The sequence below is a fragment of the Draconibacterium halophilum genome (genome assembly GCF_010448835.1).
In the GTDB taxonomy this organism is placed as follows: domain Bacteria; phylum Bacteroidota; class Bacteroidia; order Bacteroidales; family Prolixibacteraceae; genus Draconibacterium; species Draconibacterium halophilum.
Genome location: NZ_CP048409.1, coordinates 4468699 through 4485322, shown reverse-complemented (window position 1 = coordinate 4485322; position 16624 = coordinate 4468699). Strand labels below are relative to the sequence as shown.

General features: G+C 40.4%; 19 protein-coding genes. 2 read left to right on the top strand and 17 right to left on the bottom strand.

The features are described 5' to 3' along the window. Positions 1-127 precede the first annotated feature (127 nt). Entirely contained in the window at positions 128-574 is a 447-nt protein-coding gene (locus tag G0Q07_RS18275) for a nucleoside deaminase (RefSeq protein ID WP_163348510.1), read from the bottom strand. Positions 575-904: 330 nt separating this feature from the next. Between G0Q07_RS18275 and aspS the strand changes: the two genes are divergently transcribed. After that, the gene (gene aspS / locus G0Q07_RS18270; RefSeq protein ID WP_163348509.1) at positions 905-2662 is read left to right on the top strand and encodes an aspartate--tRNA ligase; all 1758 of its coding nucleotides are present in this window, start codon (positions 905-907) and stop codon (positions 2660-2662) included. A 117-nt stretch (positions 2663-2779) separates the two neighbouring features. Here the strand turns inward: aspS and G0Q07_RS18265 are convergent, their stop codons facing one another. The 14 genes from G0Q07_RS18265 to G0Q07_RS18200 all read right to left on the bottom strand — a co-directional run bounded on the left by G0Q07_RS18265 (position 2780) and on the right by G0Q07_RS18200 (position 15133). Further along, positions 2780-4576 (bottom strand): cation:proton antiporter, encoded by a 1797-nt coding sequence (locus G0Q07_RS18265; protein ID WP_163348508.1) that lies wholly within the window; start codon positions 4574-4576, stop codon positions 2780-2782. Positions 4577-4808: 232 nt separating this feature from the next. Beyond that, complete coding sequence (locus G0Q07_RS18260; RefSeq protein WP_262888027.1) at positions 4809-5108, bottom strand: sensor histidine kinase; 300 nt, start codon at positions 5106-5108, stop codon at positions 4809-4811. A 6-nt stretch (positions 5109-5114) separates the two neighbouring features. Next, on the bottom strand, positions 5115-5870 hold the full coding sequence (locus tag G0Q07_RS18255) for a sensor histidine kinase (protein WP_262888026.1): 756 nt from the start codon (positions 5868-5870) through the stop codon (positions 5115-5117). 263 nt (positions 5871-6133) lie between these two features. Beyond that, positions 6134-6913, bottom strand: coding sequence for a hypothetical protein (locus G0Q07_RS18250; RefSeq protein WP_163348506.1), 780 nt, complete (start codon positions 6911-6913; stop codon positions 6134-6136). Positions 6914-7189: 276 nt separating this feature from the next. Continuing rightward, positions 7190-7525: a hypothetical protein gene (locus tag G0Q07_RS18245; RefSeq protein WP_163348505.1), complete on the bottom strand. Its 336-nt coding sequence runs from the start codon at positions 7523-7525 to the stop codon at positions 7190-7192. A gap of 292 nt (positions 7526-7817) precedes the next feature. Next, positions 7818-8270, bottom strand: a complete 453-nt coding sequence (locus tag G0Q07_RS18240; RefSeq protein ID WP_163348504.1) for a GNAT family N-acetyltransferase — start codon at positions 8268-8270, stop codon at positions 7818-7820. A 173-nt stretch (positions 8271-8443) separates the two neighbouring features. Continuing rightward, positions 8444-8713, bottom strand: a complete 270-nt coding sequence (locus G0Q07_RS18235; protein ID WP_163348503.1) for a DUF4884 domain-containing protein — start codon at positions 8711-8713, stop codon at positions 8444-8446. Between the two features lie 71 nt (positions 8714-8784). Further along, positions 8785-9228, bottom strand: a complete 444-nt coding sequence (locus G0Q07_RS18230) for a GNAT family N-acetyltransferase (RefSeq protein ID WP_163348502.1) — start codon at positions 9226-9228, stop codon at positions 8785-8787. An 8-nt stretch (positions 9229-9236) separates the two neighbouring features. Continuing rightward, entirely contained in the window at positions 9237-10319 is a 1083-nt protein-coding gene (locus G0Q07_RS18225) for a DNA alkylation repair protein (RefSeq protein ID WP_163348501.1), read from the bottom strand. Between the two features lie 11 nt (positions 10320-10330). Next, positions 10331-11668, bottom strand: a complete 1338-nt coding sequence (locus G0Q07_RS18220; RefSeq protein WP_163348500.1) for a 1-acyl-sn-glycerol-3-phosphate acyltransferase — start codon at positions 11666-11668, stop codon at positions 10331-10333. Between the two features lie 15 nt (positions 11669-11683). Continuing rightward, positions 11684-12631, bottom strand: coding sequence for a bile acid:sodium symporter family protein (locus tag G0Q07_RS18215; protein WP_163348499.1), 948 nt, complete (start codon positions 12629-12631; stop codon positions 11684-11686). A gap of 108 nt (positions 12632-12739) precedes the next feature. After that, positions 12740-13894: an alkaline phosphatase gene (locus G0Q07_RS18210; RefSeq protein WP_163348498.1), complete on the bottom strand. Its 1155-nt coding sequence runs from the start codon at positions 13892-13894 to the stop codon at positions 12740-12742. Positions 13895-13985: 91 nt separating this feature from the next. After that, entirely contained in the window at positions 13986-14648 is a 663-nt protein-coding gene (locus tag G0Q07_RS18205; RefSeq protein ID WP_163348497.1) for an AlbA family DNA-binding domain-containing protein, read from the bottom strand. Positions 14649-14686: 38 nt separating this feature from the next. Further along, on the bottom strand, positions 14687-15133 hold the full coding sequence (locus G0Q07_RS18200) for a GNAT family N-acetyltransferase (RefSeq protein WP_163348496.1): 447 nt from the start codon (positions 15131-15133) through the stop codon (positions 14687-14689). 69 nt (positions 15134-15202) lie between these two features. On the opposite strand from G0Q07_RS18200, the gene yjjX reads away from it, so the two are divergent. Next, positions 15203-15721: an inosine/xanthosine triphosphatase gene (gene yjjX / locus G0Q07_RS18195; RefSeq protein WP_163348495.1), complete on the top strand. Its 519-nt coding sequence runs from the start codon at positions 15203-15205 to the stop codon at positions 15719-15721. Here yjjX and G0Q07_RS18190 read toward each other — a convergent pair whose 3' ends face one another. After that, entirely contained in the window at positions 15722-16042 is a 321-nt protein-coding gene (locus G0Q07_RS18190; protein ID WP_163348494.1) for a NifB/NifX family molybdenum-iron cluster-binding protein, read from the bottom strand. A gap of 99 nt (positions 16043-16141) precedes the next feature. Continuing rightward, entirely contained in the window at positions 16142-16495 is a 354-nt protein-coding gene (locus G0Q07_RS18185; RefSeq protein ID WP_163348493.1) for a carboxymuconolactone decarboxylase family protein, read from the bottom strand. Between the last annotated feature and the right edge of the window lie 129 nt (positions 16496-16624).

Sequence of the window (16624 nt, the reverse complement as noted above, 5' to 3'; positions counted from 1 at the left end):
TTTTCAAATTGTTTTTAAAAATATTAAAAAGTCAAACTTAGTAAAAATATTGTGATAAGAACGCGATGCATTTCATTTTTATTAGTCTTATCAGAATTGGGAATATGGAGCTGTTGCTGGTTGTTTCTTATTTCCGCTTCTTCTGAAAAAACTCTTGCAATAACTCCGCACATTCCGTTTTGAAAACACCGCCTACAACTTCTGTTTTAGGGTGAAGTGCTTTATCGGAATACTTTTTAAAGCCACGTTTTTCATCTGATGCGCCATAAACCACCTTGCTAATTTGCGACCAGCCTAATGCTCCGGCACACATTACGCAGGATTCGAGTGTAACATACAGGGTGCAGTCGTTCAGGTATTTGCCGCCTAGTAAATTTGCTGCAGCCGTAATGGCCTGCATTTCGGCATGCGCGGTTACATCGTTCAATGTTTCGGTAAGGTTGTGGGCGCGTGCAATTATCTTTCCTTTTGATACCACTACGGCTCCAACCGGAATTTCGCCTTCGTCAAAAGCCTGAACAGCTTCTGCAATGGCTTTCTTCATAAAATATTCGTCGTTAAATGGTTCAATCATAATTTTTTATTTAACCCCGTCCTTTAGGGCGGGGGTGCCAAATTCGCGATGAAGATAGAATTTTTAGGATTTTTGTACTTTAATTTAGAATACAAAAATCCTAAAAATTATTGAATGTTCTATGATAATTATTCCGAGTCGTCATTCTGAATTTATTTCGGAATCTGGTTGAAATAAAAAGATGCTGAAACAAGTTCAGCATGACTTGAGAAGATCACGGTTTGACATATGACTTGTTTGAACTTTATAAATCCTGAAAAGCTGCCAAAAGTTTCCGGTTTAATTGCTAAAATATCGTTATTTTCGCAATCTAAATAAAAGATAGATATCATGTACAGAACACATACTTGTGGCGAACTTCGGATAGAGAATGCAGGAAATGAAGTAACTCTGGCCGGTTGGGTGCAACGCGTCCGCGACCTGGGAGCCATGACTTTTGTAGACTTACGCGACCGTTATGGCATTACACAGCTGGTGGTTGACGAGAATACCGATAAAACTGTTGCCGACGCACTTGAGGAGTTGGGACGCGAATTTGTGATCCAGGCAATAGGAACAGTTCGCGAGCGTCAGAGCAAAAACAAAAATATACCAACCGGTGAAGTGGAAATCGCTTTGTCGGAGATAAAAGTGTTAAGCCCGGCAGAACTTCCGCCGTTTACCATTCAGGATGATACCGATGGTGGCGACGATTTGCGGATGAAATACCGTTACCTCGATTTGCGCCGCGATGTAGTACGTGAAAACCTGGTGTTACGTTCGAAAATGGCTCATGCCGTTCGTAATTACCTGAACGCCCAAGATTTTATTGAAACAGAAACGCCGGTATTAATTAAATCGACTCCCGAAGGAGCTCGTGATTTTATTGTGCCATCGCGAATGAACGAAGGCCAGTTTTATGCACTGCCACAATCGCCGCAAACCTTTAAGCAGCTGTTGATGATTGCCGGTTTCGACCGCTATTACCAGATTGTAAAATGTTTCCGCGACGAAGACCTGCGTGCCGACCGGCAGCCGGAGTTTACACAAATCGACTGCGAAATGTCGTTTGTGGAGCAAAAAGATGTGCTGGAAATGTTTGAAGGATTAACCCGTCACATGTTCAAAGAAACATTGAACGTTGAGGTGGATGAATTCCCGTGGATGCCTTATTCTGAAGCGATGGAGAAATACGGATCGGACAAACCCGATACCCGTTTCGAAATGCTGATCAACGATATTACCGAAACCGTAAAAGGAAACGATTTTGTGGTGTTCGACTCGGCTGAATACATTGGTGCCATCTGTGCCAAAGGATGTGCTGAATATACACGTAAACAACTCGACGGTCTTACGAACTGGGTGAAACGCCCGCAAATTGGGGCCAAAGGTTTGGTTTATGTGAAATGCAACGAAGACGGTTCATTCAAATCGTCGGTAGATAAGTTTTACTCGCAAGACGACTTGAAAGCCTGGGCAGAAAAAACAGGTGCCAAAGCCGGTGACCTGATCCTGGTATTGAGCGGCGATAAAAACCACATGTTGGATGCACTTGGCGAGTTACGCCTGGAAATGGGTAAACAACTTGGGTTACGCGACCAAAATGTATTTAAACCTTTGTGGGTTGTCGACTTCCCGCTGTTGGAATGGGACGAAGAAACAAAACGTTTTTACGCGATGCACCACCCGTTCACTTCTCCAAAACCGGAGGATATTGAACTAATGGATACCGATCCCGGGAAAGTACGTGCCAATGCCTACGACCTTGTTATTAACGGTGTTGAAATTGGCGGTGGTTCGGTACGTATTTTCGATTCGGAGCTGCAGTCGAAAATGTTTAGTCTGCTTGGCTTTACCAAAGAAGAGGCCGAGGCGCAGTTTGGCTTCCTGATGAAAGCCTTTAAATATGGTGCGCCGCCACATGCCGGAATTGCGTTTGGTTTCGACCGTCTGGTTTCGTTATTCGCCGGATTGGATACGATTCGTGACGTTATTGCGTTCCCGAAAAACAATGCGGGCCGCGATGTAATGATCGATTCGCCATCGGTTGTTGCCGAAGCACAGCTGGATGAGTTAAACCTGAAACTGAATTTAAAACAGAAGAAATAACAACATCACCTGTCATTTCGACGACAAAGGAGGAGAAATCTGTTACAGTATGTCCTCTTCCAGAAATATACTAAAGGAGCTTTCGGGCTCCTTTTTTTTTAACAAAGAGTATGTAAATTATTTTTCAGCTTTTAAAATCACAACACGATCGTTGGTCTGCAACGAGCTCGCCGAACTAAACAACCTGATCCTGCCTTTTTCGCTCCGAATCAAAATTGGTAAGGTGTCCGTAGTGTCGATTTTATATTTATGGATCCATTGTTTGCACGAGATTGGGGCTGTAACCAGAATGGTGTTTTCTTCTGCTTTATCCAACTGTATTTTCTGAAACCATACATTCATACTTACCGCCGATGCAAACAGAATGTTTCTTTTATCCGATTCTTCCGTTACATTCGAAGTTTGTCCGGCTGCAGATATGGCCACCACAACCTCAGGGACAAGAAACTTACTTTTTGCTGTTTGGGCAGCTCTCAGATTAACCTGGTTGTTAGTGGTAAGCGCTACAAATGCTGCCAGACTATCGGCTCGTGTTTCTTCCCAAGTCTCTTCAATAAGCGCATTCCCATAAATGCTTTTAAATCCGGCTTTATTGGCTTTTGCCGCCAGTTCGCGGTTATTATCAATAAGGGTAACTGGCTCCTGCTCTTTGAAATATTTGGCCAGAATAAGGCTTAACGGATTCACTCCGAGGAATACAATTCCCCGGCGCTCGTCCATATAAACCAACTCACCACGTTTACGCAGCCATTTGGTAGTCCAGTTTAAAAATACCGGTACGGTGAGGGTTGTAAATATGGCCATAAACACCAAAATCGAAAAGATGGTTTTATCGATGATCCCCATTTCAAGGCCAATTTCGGCAATAATAATTTCCACAGCTCCACGGCCGTTCATCCCCGTTCCAATAGTTATTCCTTCGCGCCAACCATTTCTTGATGGTAAATAAAATAAGGCAGTCCCCACAATTTTACCCACTATTGCCAGAAAGGTGACCAGTATAAGCAAACCCAAATCGGTTTGAAAAACGGTGACATCAACGAAGAACCCGGCCGTTACGAAGAAAATGGGTGCCATAAATCCGATAGAAACATCATAAAAGGCTTTGTTCAGTTCTTTCGAGATTGTTTTGGGGAACAGGTTGTCTTTTATGAACAAGCCAGCCATAAAAGCTCCCAGTATGCTGTGCATCCCGGCTAATTCTGCCAGCTCGCAATAACCAAAAGTTACAATTAGAATAAGCGTAAAATAGGCTGTGCTGTTCTTCATCCCCGAACGTGTGATGTACTTCCCGAGACGGGGCAAAAAGAATACACCTATTGAAATGGTGAGACCAAAAAATACAAGGATTTTACCTCCAATTAGCAGCAGTTCGCTAATCTTAACAACATTGGTTTCGGCAAAGTTGGTTATGCCCGAAAAGATAACCAGTGCCAGCGTATCGGAGATTAGGGCACCAGCCATTAACACATAGGCGATGCGGGTGTTCAGCAATTTTAAATCGATAAGAATACGGCTTTTGGTAGCCAGAGAAGTTACCCCAATGGCAATAGCGACAAACAGTCCGGCAATGGGTGTTCCGCCCGACCAAACAATGGCAAAATACCCCAGTACAAAGGGAACGAAAAACCCACCGATAGCTGCCAGTAAACCCGCCCACGAAGCCTTTTTCAGGTCGCGAAAATCAATCTCCATCCCAATGTAAACCATCAGCAGGATAATTCCGATTTCGGCCAGCACTTTAACTGCTTCGGAATATTCGAGCCATCCCAATACGGCCGGTCCTAATACAATTCCAATCAGTAACTCACCGAGAATGGCCGGGTAACCAATCTTTCGAATCGCAACTCCCCCAAGATATGCTGCAAGTAACACTGCCGAAATATTCAGGATATTAATGTGAAACTCTTCCATGGCGCTGTTTTTAAGTTATCCCCTGCTACAATATATGAAATTTAGTTCGAATAGAGTACCTGTAAGTATTAAATGAATTGTTAATGTGATTGGGGTTGTATTACTCAGTTACAAGGGGAAGGAGCGGGCAGAGAATAATTATTTAGCTTTTAATCCTGGTTTTCTTTTTTACCAAATGGCGAAGGGAGCATAAAATATTTACCGGACACTACTATTTCTAAAATTTACTCTCTTATTGAACAGGTAATGAAAATTTGAAACTACTGCCGGTGTCCTTTTTGCTTTCAACCCAAATTTTACCACCATGCATTTCAATTAATTCCTTGCAAAGCAGCAAGCCTAAACCGGTTCCTTTTTCCTTTTCAGTTCCTAATGTTGATTCGCTATGATCAATTCTAAACAGTTTATTAATATTTTCCGCTTTTATTCCAATACCGTTATCAGAAACATATACAATCAATTCATCCTTTTTTTGCTCAGCGCCAATACTAATTTCGCCTCCCGTATTACTGAATTTTATAGCGTTTGATATCAGGTTTCATAAAATGGTTTTTACAATCGATTTATCGGCAAAAGCCTGAATATCATGAGGGAGCATAATAGATATGGCTATCCGTTTTTGTTTTGCGGAATCCGTGTATAACTCCACAATTTCCTTAATTGCACTTTTTAATTCAAAGAATTCCGGATTAAATTCCAGTCTGCCGGTTTGTGTACGAGACCATTCCAGTAAATTTGTAAGTAAATTCATTGCCCGGTTCGATGAATCATAAATTATTCGGGCATAATTATCAATTCTTTCGTAGTCTTTATTTTGAATTTGTTCTAAAAGAATATCGCTAAATCCAATAATACTATTAAAAGGACTTTTTAAATCGTGCCCAATAATGGAGAAAAAACGGTCTTTAGTGGCATTGGCCTCGCTAAGGCGGGTTTTACTTTCGATTAATTCTTTTTCAATTTTTTTACGTTCGGTTATATCACGAACATTTATAACCACCGATTTTATTAAAGGGTTTTCCAGTTGATTGGTGCCAAAGGCTTCCAGATAAATCCATCCGCCATTTTTATGCCGGTGGCGGTATTGGGTGCCGCCATTTGATACGCCAGTTACAATTTCTGTGAATCCTCTAATTACCAGTTCCTGATCCTCCGGGTGAAGCATCTTTTCAATGACTGGAATATTAATCAATTCTTCGGGCTTATAGCCCAGGATTTTCTCGCAAGATTCGCTTACATAATGCTGATTGCCATTGGAATCCAAAAGCACTAAAATATCAAATGAATTTTTGATAAGTTGATTGAATTATTCTTCACAATTCTGTTTTAATTCTTCTAATTGTTTTTCTAAATCTTCGTATGTAGGTTTCTCTTTCATTATTAAGACGTCTAAGGTAGTGCGGGTTTTCGAAGCACTTTCCTTTCAAGTTACCACTAAGCTAAATCGACTATTCATATTTTCTTTTTTACGCGAATCGTCAAAGACGAATTGGTGTTGTTGCAACGAAGAACTGTGGCACAAAAAACCGCTGAAACCCGCATTGCATGTACATTTTATTAGCTGCTGGCTTTTAATTCTTTTGCATTGTCTTCAATTAAATCTAACATTTCGGAATTGAATCCAATCGGAATTCTTTCTAATCCAGACACTAATTCATTTTCATCGTTGATTTCTACAAATGGAGAATAATTTTCTTGAATCATAATTTTTCCCAATATCGCATATGAAACTAAGTTCTCATATTGCGAGATACCGTATTCTTTTTTTGCTTGAAGCTTTTCTAATACTATTTCAAGAATCTGAATTCTTTGATTTGAATTAGTTTTATTCAACAACTCGTCCTGAAGCATAAAGAACTCAATTGTTTGAAACGAAATTTGGATAGGAGTTTCTATTCCGCTAATAAATGGAGGATAATAATTTTTGTCGCAATTTAAAGACATTAGTTTATATCTTTCTGTAATAGCATTAACGAAATCTGTTCTTCCATAAAGTTCGGCAAAGCCATTGTTTTCAGATTTAATTCTCTCAAATCCGTCCTGTTTCATATTAAATGCACCATAATCAAGGATCAACGGATAAGTCAATAAAGTTTCCAATAACCCTTCAGTCGAAATGAATTTTAATTTTTTATTCGGTATTTGGCAAGCCTGTACTTTTTCTGTTAACGATTTTAAGTCTGCCCATTCATCAGTTCCAGGAACAATTGGATATTCGTAAGTGTCAGAAATGGAGAAAGGCATACATTCTCCTTGTTGAATAACAAGTTCGTCTTTATTACAGCTAAGCAAACCAACTAAGGCAATTGTGTAAATCAATGTTTGAATGTTTTTCATAATTTGGGTTTTTATCGATTTCTTCTCCCTATTAGATGATTTTCAATTCATAATGGTTGCTTTTTTTTCAAGCTGGCAGGCAACATTCGCATAACCCAAAACATGGGGTTATATCCCTATTATCGACTTGGGTTATCGTTCCATTTTGGGTGTATAACCCAAGCTTTTGTGAAAATCGCGTATTATTTGGCGTATTCAACGGCTTGGTTTTTATTGCATTAAATGTAATGGTTTTTCTGTGAGATTGAAAAAACGATTAACAGCAAACAGCTGTTTTTACTTGCCAGCCAGTTCACGAATAGTTTGTCGCAGTATATTTACTTCGAGTTCCAGCTCTTTTACACGGTTTTTCAGGTCTTTATTTTCTTTTGCCAGCTCAGGATCGGAACAATCAGGTTCCGCATAGGGGAGTTTTTCGGCCAATTCCCGAAAGAAGTTGTATTGAAGGAAATGACTTAGGTCGGCAAGCTTGTGCACCTGCATTGTAGGGCGATGTAACATCCCGTTAACTGAAGTGGGGTGCATATTTAGTGCCCGGGCAATATCAGCACCGGTTACTTGCTTGCTCTTCATCACTCTTTTTACAATCGGAAGTACAGAATTCTTCTCCATAACTATAGCTTCTATTTTATATGCCTTCAAAAATAGGTAAAATACATTAGAAAATAGTTAATATACATTTAAAACGATGCTATTAAAATATAAATAAGCGTTAAAAACATTGATCTATAACTAAATAACATCGAGAAATAATTGAATAATATTTAGAAATAGGTAAAACACATAAGATAAGATGTATAAAACCTGTGGTGATATTGATTAAGCCTTTAGCCTGTGAATTTTAACAACGTGGTTTTCCTGGGAAGGATGACAAGAGTATACCCGGTATTTGAAGTTATATGCTTTACACCTCCATGTAATAAATCGATTTGTAATCGAGTTTTTTGGCATCAATCCGGTCGTAAAAATCCATAGCACTATGGTTTCGATTGTTTACGTACCAGTCAACCAGTTTTGCTCCTTTGCCTTTTGCATAGGTTTTTAGGTGGTTCATAAGCAGGGTGCCAATGCCCAGTTTTCGGTACTCCGGAAAAACAAACAGGTCTTCGATATGGTAATTGGCAACAGCTTTAAATGTTGAGAACGATTTAAAAATAAGCGTGAAACCACAAACTTTCTGCTTTTCATTTTCCGCCACAAAAACCTTTACGTGTGTATCGGGGGCAAAAATCGTATCGCGAATATCCTGCTCGGTGGCAGTAACCATCTCCACCTGACCGACATGAACGGCAAGGCCTTTAATACATTCCATTATAATTCCGGCATCTTCTTGTTTGGCTTTTCGTATTGTAATCATAATTCGTCTATTTGCTTACCCCAATGGGTGATTCAAAAAGTGTTATAATATTACGGAAAACTTATGAGTTCTGCCCGGGTTTTTCACTTCAGCGTTCCACATACATGCGATAATGCCGCTGCAGCGTAAACGGGCATTTCTAATGTGGTAATAATTTCCCCGGGCATCACTCCTTACTCCGGATTTACAATCCGCACATGATTCTCGATTCGTGTTTGTGTTGAATCGCCGCCAAAGCTGGTAACATCGCCTTTGCAATTGGTAAAATACACGTATTCGCCCTGATCGTAGAAACGATACACTTTGCAGCCTTCATATTCAAACAGGTAAGAAACGTTATAGGTGTCGTTGTTTTCAGGAGTTTTAATGGTAAGCGGAACTCCCGAGCAGGCAGTAAATAAGATGAACAGTGCCCCGGCAATAAGTTGTTGAATTGTTTTCATGGCTGAAGAATTTGATGTTTGTGGGGAAAACACAAGAATAGTGCCATGTTTATGTAAAGCAGGCGGAAATTTTATAAGTCTTCAAAATCACAATTATACCACGTTTTATCCACTGTAAATCCGCTTTTTTCATACAGTTTGATTGCCTGCTCATTCCAGTTCAGCACCTGTAAACGGAAGCGTTTGCACTTTTCGGCTTTTGCTACTTCAAACATTTTATCCATTAAACGGGATCCCAGTCCATTGCCGCGCCAGGCTTCTTTTACGTAAAGATCGTCGAGGTACAACGTTTTTCCTACCCAGGTATAGTAGGAGAAATAGTAAAGTGCCATTCCAATAATCTCGTTTTCTTCGGTTTCGGCCACATAACAGTTAAAGTAGTCCTTTTGCTCGTACATTTGTTCCAGCGAGTTACTCACCTGGTCGAGGCTTTCTTCATATTCTGCCAACTCGGTTATGAGCCCAAATATTGCCGAAAAATCTTTTTCTGTCGCTTTTCTGATTTTAATATCCATAGGTAAAATTACTTAAGTTGAAGTTGGGCAGAAGCTTTTACTTCGCCGTTTATTACAATCTCGAAAGTGTGTTCGCCGGGGTAATGTTTACGTGTCGACATATTTTTAAATGTATGTTTTTTGCTGATTGTATGCAAGCCCGGTTTCATTTCCACCTCTTTTATATGAAAAACTTTTGGCGATGTTTTGCCACTGGCTTTTACAAAGTGAACAAGGTATTCGATACGTACTTTTTGTTTTTGTTGGGTATTTAGCACTAGCTTGAAACGAAACGAAATATCATCGCCAATTGCTGGCACACTGTTGGAAAGCTGAAAATCCTCCACTTTCATTAACTCCGGATTGGCAAACCCAAACAGCAGCATGGCTCGTTTATTTCCTTGTTTCAACAGGGTGCGGCAGGCATGTTTTATTATCCAGTCGGTGTTTTTTGAATGGCCTTGCCAACGTTCGCAAATATCAAGCACCAGTTCCGGGTGATCTTTCGAAATGTCGTTCAGATTATTGGCCACACTTTTGCGCACAAATTCTTCCGGGTCGTTTTTTAATTTCTCCAGAATTGGCAGAATCAGCGCCGGATTTTTTTTCAGCGCCGGCACTCCTGATGCCCAGGGCAGGCGCGGACGACATCCTTCGCTGGCAAAGCGTCTCACTTTAAAATCGTTGCTGTCGGCCCAGGCAAGCATGTATTTCATGGCGCCTTCCAAATCGTTGTTTAAGAATGGCCTGATACCAAATTCAGAGCTTCCGCATTTGGTGAGTTCGCCCAGTGCGGGCAATGCAATATCCCAGTGTTCTTGTCCGTAAACTTCAACATAATCGGGCAAAACAATCGCCTCAAAACCCGTTACTTTGGGTACAATGGCCACCAGAATTTCAACAGCCTTTTCAAAATCATTGGGCAAAAACCGGTGCAGGCACAAAGTAGTGTGGCGCATTTTTTCTTTTAACTCGCGCTCCGGCCAGTTTTTGTCGCACACTGCAGCAACAAATTCTTCCGACTGAAAAGCCGGATAAACTTCTTTTAAAACGCTTGCAAAAAGTTGCACTTTCGCTATTGGAAACAGGGTGTCTTTTAGTTTTTCGGCCATGTTGGTTGTTTTTAACTGATTTTATTGAGTTCATCAAAAAGTTGTTCCTGTTGATTTTTAAGTTTTTGCCATTGTTGTTTTTTGAAACTTTTCAAAAAGAAAAGCCGACCCCGGCCAATTGTTTTAAGCAAAAGAATGTACCAGCGAAATGCCAGTTTTCCGGCAAAAGGGAGCGAGGCAAAAAACAACAGTTTATGCCACCACAAAGGAAGCCACGCTGAAACGGCCCAAAGCTCGAGTAAATATACGATGGGGAAGAGGGTAAATCCCAGAACCAACGAAAACGTACTCCAGAAGGCAAAGTCTTTTACTTTTTTTCGCACAACGATATCGATGGCAAAAAACGGCAAGGCGTTAAACACAAAGCCAAAAGCAAAAAAGGGTAAAGTGATCACTAAGATGAGTTTATTCAGGCCAAGTTTCAGGAAATTACTCCCCGGTTCTTCAACCAACCAGGAGCGCAAACCATGTTTTCGCACATTTGCATCATAGCTTTTTGCAGCCTTACAAATCTGATCGGTTTTTTCGTTGTTGGTCGTTTCCAGTTCATCCAGCTTTCTCACCAGATGCTGATCGCTTTGAAAACAACTTATAAAATCTTTCTGTTGGCCGGTTTTTCGGGCAAAGGCTTTTCCGTAAATCGATCGGATAAGCTCAAAACTCTCATAATTCGCTTTGCTTTTAATGTTTAGGGTGAGTGGCTCAATGGCTTTCTCCAGTGCATCGCGCAGCGCCAATATGGCTGTGCTTGGATTTTCCCGGTAGGCTTGCAGGAAATCGTTTACCAGTATTGGCTTCTCGAAATTAACCAGCACGCTGCGGTTGAATTTCCAGTAACTGCTGTAATAGATTCCGGTTGGCACAATGTGGATATCAAGGTTGTTCTCCGCTTTTTCTTCAGCCTGAAAAACGATACGTGGAACTGCCTTTTTGTGCGATAACATTTGCCTTTTTGCCGAGTGAGCCGCCTCGGGGAACAGCGCCAGCGCACAATTGTTCTCCAATACTTTAATTGAATCGGCAAAAGTTTTTTCATTTTTTGCCAGCTGATCTTTTCCGTCGCGCATACGATAAACAGGCATAATTTTCATAATACGTAATAGAAAAGTAATAATGCCGGGTTTAAAAATATCAGCGCGCGCCAGCCACACCGGCTGAAAACGGGTGTGTAAAAGAATAGCCATCGGGTCGCTCAATGCATTTTGATGGTTAGGTGCAAAAAGTATCGGTTTGCTTTTCGGGATGTGAGCTTCTCCGTTTAAAATAACTTTATGATGAATAATCCGGTCGACAAAACGGACATACTGCTTAAAAAGCCAGTATCCCAACGACCACTTTTCATACTTCATCTTTCAACAATTTATTTATCTGGTTAATTTAAAACGTGCCATAAACGAAGATACCGCAAATCCGCTTAAAATATGCCAAACACCCCACCAGGCAGCAATAATTGTCATCCCGCCCAGTTCCAGTTCGGGAGGGAATATTTTTGGATTGAACATGAGTACCAGCGCCAGACCAGAATTCTGGATACCGGTTTCTATGGTAATCGTTCGTTTATCAATTCGGGGCAAACAAAATATACTGCTGATAGTAAAACCTGTCAGAAGCGCCAGTGCATTATGGATAAGTACGATAATAAATACCAGGTGAACGAAATTTTTGAAATGTTCGAAGTTGGCACTTAATAAGGCAATTACAAACCCGATAAAAATAACGATTGATATTTTCCGAATTGGCTTTTTTATTTTATACGTGATCATCGGGAAATATTGAGCCATCAGCAAACCGGCAATAACCGGAATGCCCAGTAAAATTACAACGGTTTGTACCATTTGGAAGAAATCGATTTTAATGGGTACAAGGTAATCGCCCGCACCTTTATTATTGTAAAAATTGATAAAAAGGTCGCCCCACAGTGCAAAGTTTATGGGGGTCATAAAAGTGGCTGCAAGCGTGGCAATGGCTGTTAAACTTACCGATAACGCAAGGTTCCCTTTTGCCAGTGCACTCATAAAATTTGAAATATTCCCGCCCGGACACGATGCAATTAACAACATTCCGAGTGCTACTGTTGGCGTAGGATTTATTAGCAAAACAATTAAAAATGTTACTGCAGGAAGAAGAATAAATTGTGAGATAATACCAACAATAACTGATTTGGGACGCATTATAAGTTGTTTGAAATGCTCGATTTTAATGTCGAGGGCAACACCAAACATTATAAATGCAATAGTAACATTAAGTGCAAATAAGCCGGTGGGAGAGAAATTGAGCCTGACATTATCGAGAACTTCCAATGCTTCTTTCATAAGAATGGTTTTGGGTGGAAAAATAGTAAACAATGCTGATATATCATAAAAAAAACCGGCATTGAAAGTGATTTGTCAATGCCGGCTTGATAAACTATAAGGTCTTTGCTATTTGCCAAGTAGTAGCTTTTTCATCTTATCGTGAATATCGGTATTTTCCATGATGCCCATAAATTCTTCAGCTCCCGGGCCATACGCAAATACCGGAACCATAACTGCAGTGTGTCCGGTTGTAGCGTAATCGGCTTTTACCGTGCCGGTACTTATGTTGCCGCCGGTTAATGCCATGCCACCGGTTTCGTGATCGGCAGTAACCAATACAAGTGTTTCGCCATCGTTGGCAGCAAATTCCAGCGCTTTTCCCACTGTCTGGTCAAAATCAAGCATGTCTTCTACGATGTAAACGGTGCTGCTGGCATGGCCTCCCCAGTCGATTTGCGAACCTTCAATCATAAGAAAGAAGCCTTTGTCGTTTTTATCAAGAATGTTGAGGGCCGCAGATGTTGCAACAGGCAACATCTCGCCGCGTTCCTCCATTCTGCCATTGTGAACACCGGCGGTTAGTCCGGCAAGTTTTCCACTTTTAACTTTGGCTATCTTGTTAATATCGGTTTCCACCGTGTAGCCTTTTTCTTTTAATTCGTTGGCCAAATTACGACCATCTTTGCGTTTGGTAAAATGGTCATTTCCTCCGCCAATAAATACATCAATATCCGTATTCAGGAAATCTGCGGCTATGGCTTCGTACATATTCCGGCTGGATTGATGCGCAATAAACGATGCCGGGGTGGCGTGTGTAATGGACGATGTTGAAACCAGTCCTGTAGCCAGTCCTTTGTCTTCGGCTTCCTCGAGTATTGATTTTACTTTTACAGTATCGGCATTAACACCAATTGCTCCGTTGTAGGTTTTTACGCCACACGCTAAAGCTGTTCCACCGGCTGCCGAGTCGGTAATGTAATCGTCGGAAGATTGGGTTTTTGAGAAACCAATGTGACGGCAGTTTTCAATAAAAAGGTGCCCCTGGTTGGCTGTAATTCCTGAGAAAACCTGGCTTACTCCCATACCATCGCCAATAAGGAAAATAATGTTTTTGGGTTTATCCGTTTTAAAATTGTGCGGATACATTTTTACCTCATACGGTTCACCTGCCTGGTAAATTTTATCTGTATTTTCAGATTCGGCATTTAAATATGCATCTTGCGCAAATGTGCCAATGCTTAGGGCACATAAAGCGAGTAAAAAAAATAATCTTTGTAACATGTTTCTTCTTTTAGTTGTACGTGTAAAAGTATAGCATTTTGGCTATCGAGCTTTAAATTAACAATAAAAAACTGTGAATAGTTTCATAAAATTAGCCGAACTTTTCAATTTCTTCTTTATCGAATTCCGTGTTTAGTGTAAAATAGGTTCCTTCCAGTGTTGTATGCATTTTAATAATGTCGATAAGTACAAAGTTACTGAGGATTTCTTCTGCCTTTTTGCGCGATAAACGTGCCTTTCTTATGAATTTCGAGAAGGTAATGGATTCATTATTTTTTAGGTAGTCGATAAGAAAACGCTCGTCGTCGGAGTAAGTTAAATAAACGCCTTTCGAACTTTTTTCCTTTCTCCATATTTCAATTTGTATTTTATGGGCCAGTATGTTTTCGTCTTTCTGTCGTATATAAGCCAGCCATTTTCCGTTTTCGTCTTTTGCAAAATATGGTTTTTTATCGCTGGCTTCAATTTCGATTTTCAGAACGGTTTTACCCTCAATTGTCCATTGGTGGGTGGTAAAATCAATTTGCGGTTTGCTGTAGATTTTTGCTGCCGCTTCTATCATATAAAATTCTTCATCGCTGCTAATGCCGGCAATTTTGCCGTTATCTTTTACCCCAATGAGCAGACGTCCGCCATCGGTATTAGCAAAAGCCACCAGCGATCGGGCAATTTTTTTCGAGTCGTTAATACAAAACTTAAAATCCTGCTGCTGATGTTCTCCTTCTGCAATAAGTTTATAGATGTAACTGCTCATGCGTTTCTGTTTTTTAACTATTCAGGAAATGCGAATCCCTACTTCATCCATTCAAACATTACATAGTGTTCCTGGTTCATACCCAGTTTTTCGTAAGTTTTTTGTGCTGCTGCGTTTGTTTTGTCGGCGTAAAGTCGAATTCCGTTAAGGTCGTCGGTTTGCATCACCTTCTCTTTTATGTGGGCGTACATACTGCGGTAAACTCCTTTTCTTCTAAAATCGGGCATCACATAAACCGATTGAATCCACAAAATTGTTCCATTGCGCCAGTCGCTCCACTCGAAAGTAGTTAACAGCGAACTTACTACCTGCCCGTTTATTTCGGCAACGTAATAGTTGCCCTTGGTGCTGTTGTTTAAAACCGCTGCAACACCTTTTTCAACTGTAGGCCGATGCAGTTCAATGCCTTCAGTTTCGTGCGCCATTGCCAGCTGAAAATCTACGAGAGTTTTGTGATCATTTAAAGTTGCTTGTCGTATTACCATGTTATAAGTTTGAGACCAGCGAAATTAATAATTCCACAGAAATCACTAATTTCCGCCAAAATTATTTTTATGAAAATTGTTGTTGCCTCAAAAAATCCGGTAAAAGTAAATGCCACCAATTTAGGATTTCGTACTTATTTCAATGAAGCAAAAGTACAGGGGGTTTCGGTAGAATCAGGTGTTCCCGATCAGCCAAAAAGTGATGAAGAAACATTAAAAGGTGCGATAAACCGTGCCGAAAATGCCCGCAAAGAATTTTATGATGCCGACTTTTGGGTGGGAATTGAAGGTGGCCTTTCAGTAACGAACAACGAGATTGAGGCTTTCGCCTGGATAGTAATTTTATCAGGAGAAAAAAAGGGGAAGGCACGCACAAGCACTTTTCAACTGCCGCGCAAAGTAGCAGAGTTAATTGCCGATGGATATGAGTTGGGCGAGGCCAACGATATTTTGTTCAAACAGGAAAACTCAAAACAAAAAAGCGGTGCAGTGGGGCTTTTAACGGGGAATAAAATTAACCGGACTGTCCTTTATAAACAGGCTGTTGAGTTGGCTTTGGTGCCGTTTTTAAACCCTGAATTATATTAACTAGGCTCCTATTCGGTCCATAATTTCGTCAACCCTGATGCGCTCTTCGTGTAAAAGCACGAGTTGTAGTTTTTCTTTTTCAAGACGCTCGCTAACCATCGGGCCTACTTCGCCGGTTACAATAGTAGTAACTCCCTGCTCTTTTAAAAAGTCAACTAATTTAATTCCACTGTGCGGTTTTTCTATAAACTGATTCTCCTCAATGGAATACTGGTTTTTATCAACGTCAAAAAGTACAATGTACTCACATTTCCCAAAACGAAGATCGAGAAAAGACTTTTCTGTTTTGCCTGAGGATGTAATCGCAAATATTTTACTCATAGTAGAACTGTTTTAGATTTTAATAATAACAATTAAATCTTAAAATGTTTATAGACTGTTTGAAATTTATCCATTTATTCCATTATTGGCCTTTTTAACTTAATCTTTTTTCAAATTGTTAAGTTCTTCCCAATATTCAACGGCTCTTCGTGTGTGGGGAATGCAGATCGTTCCACCTACTACGTTGGCCACACTAAAAACTTCAAAAACTTCGTTGGTAGTAACCTTTAATTCGTGGCATTTTTCCAGGTGATATTTTACACAGTCGTCGCAACGCAATACCAGCGAAGTGGCTAGTCCCAGCATTTCTTTCACATTGGCACCCAGGGCTCCTTCTTTGTAGGTCAGCGTGTCAAGGCTAAAAATCCGCTTCATAACTTTATTGTCCGAAGCCAGTATTTTTTCATTCATTTTTGCCCTGTAGCTGCCAAATTCTTCCACTGAATTTCCCATAATTTGCTTTTTATAATTGTGGCAGCAAAGGTAGGTTAAGTTTTAAGTTCTGGAAAAGTCAAAATATAAATATTAACAGTTTAAAGCTGTGTTTTGCCGCTTTCATATTACTTAATGATTAAAGGCAAT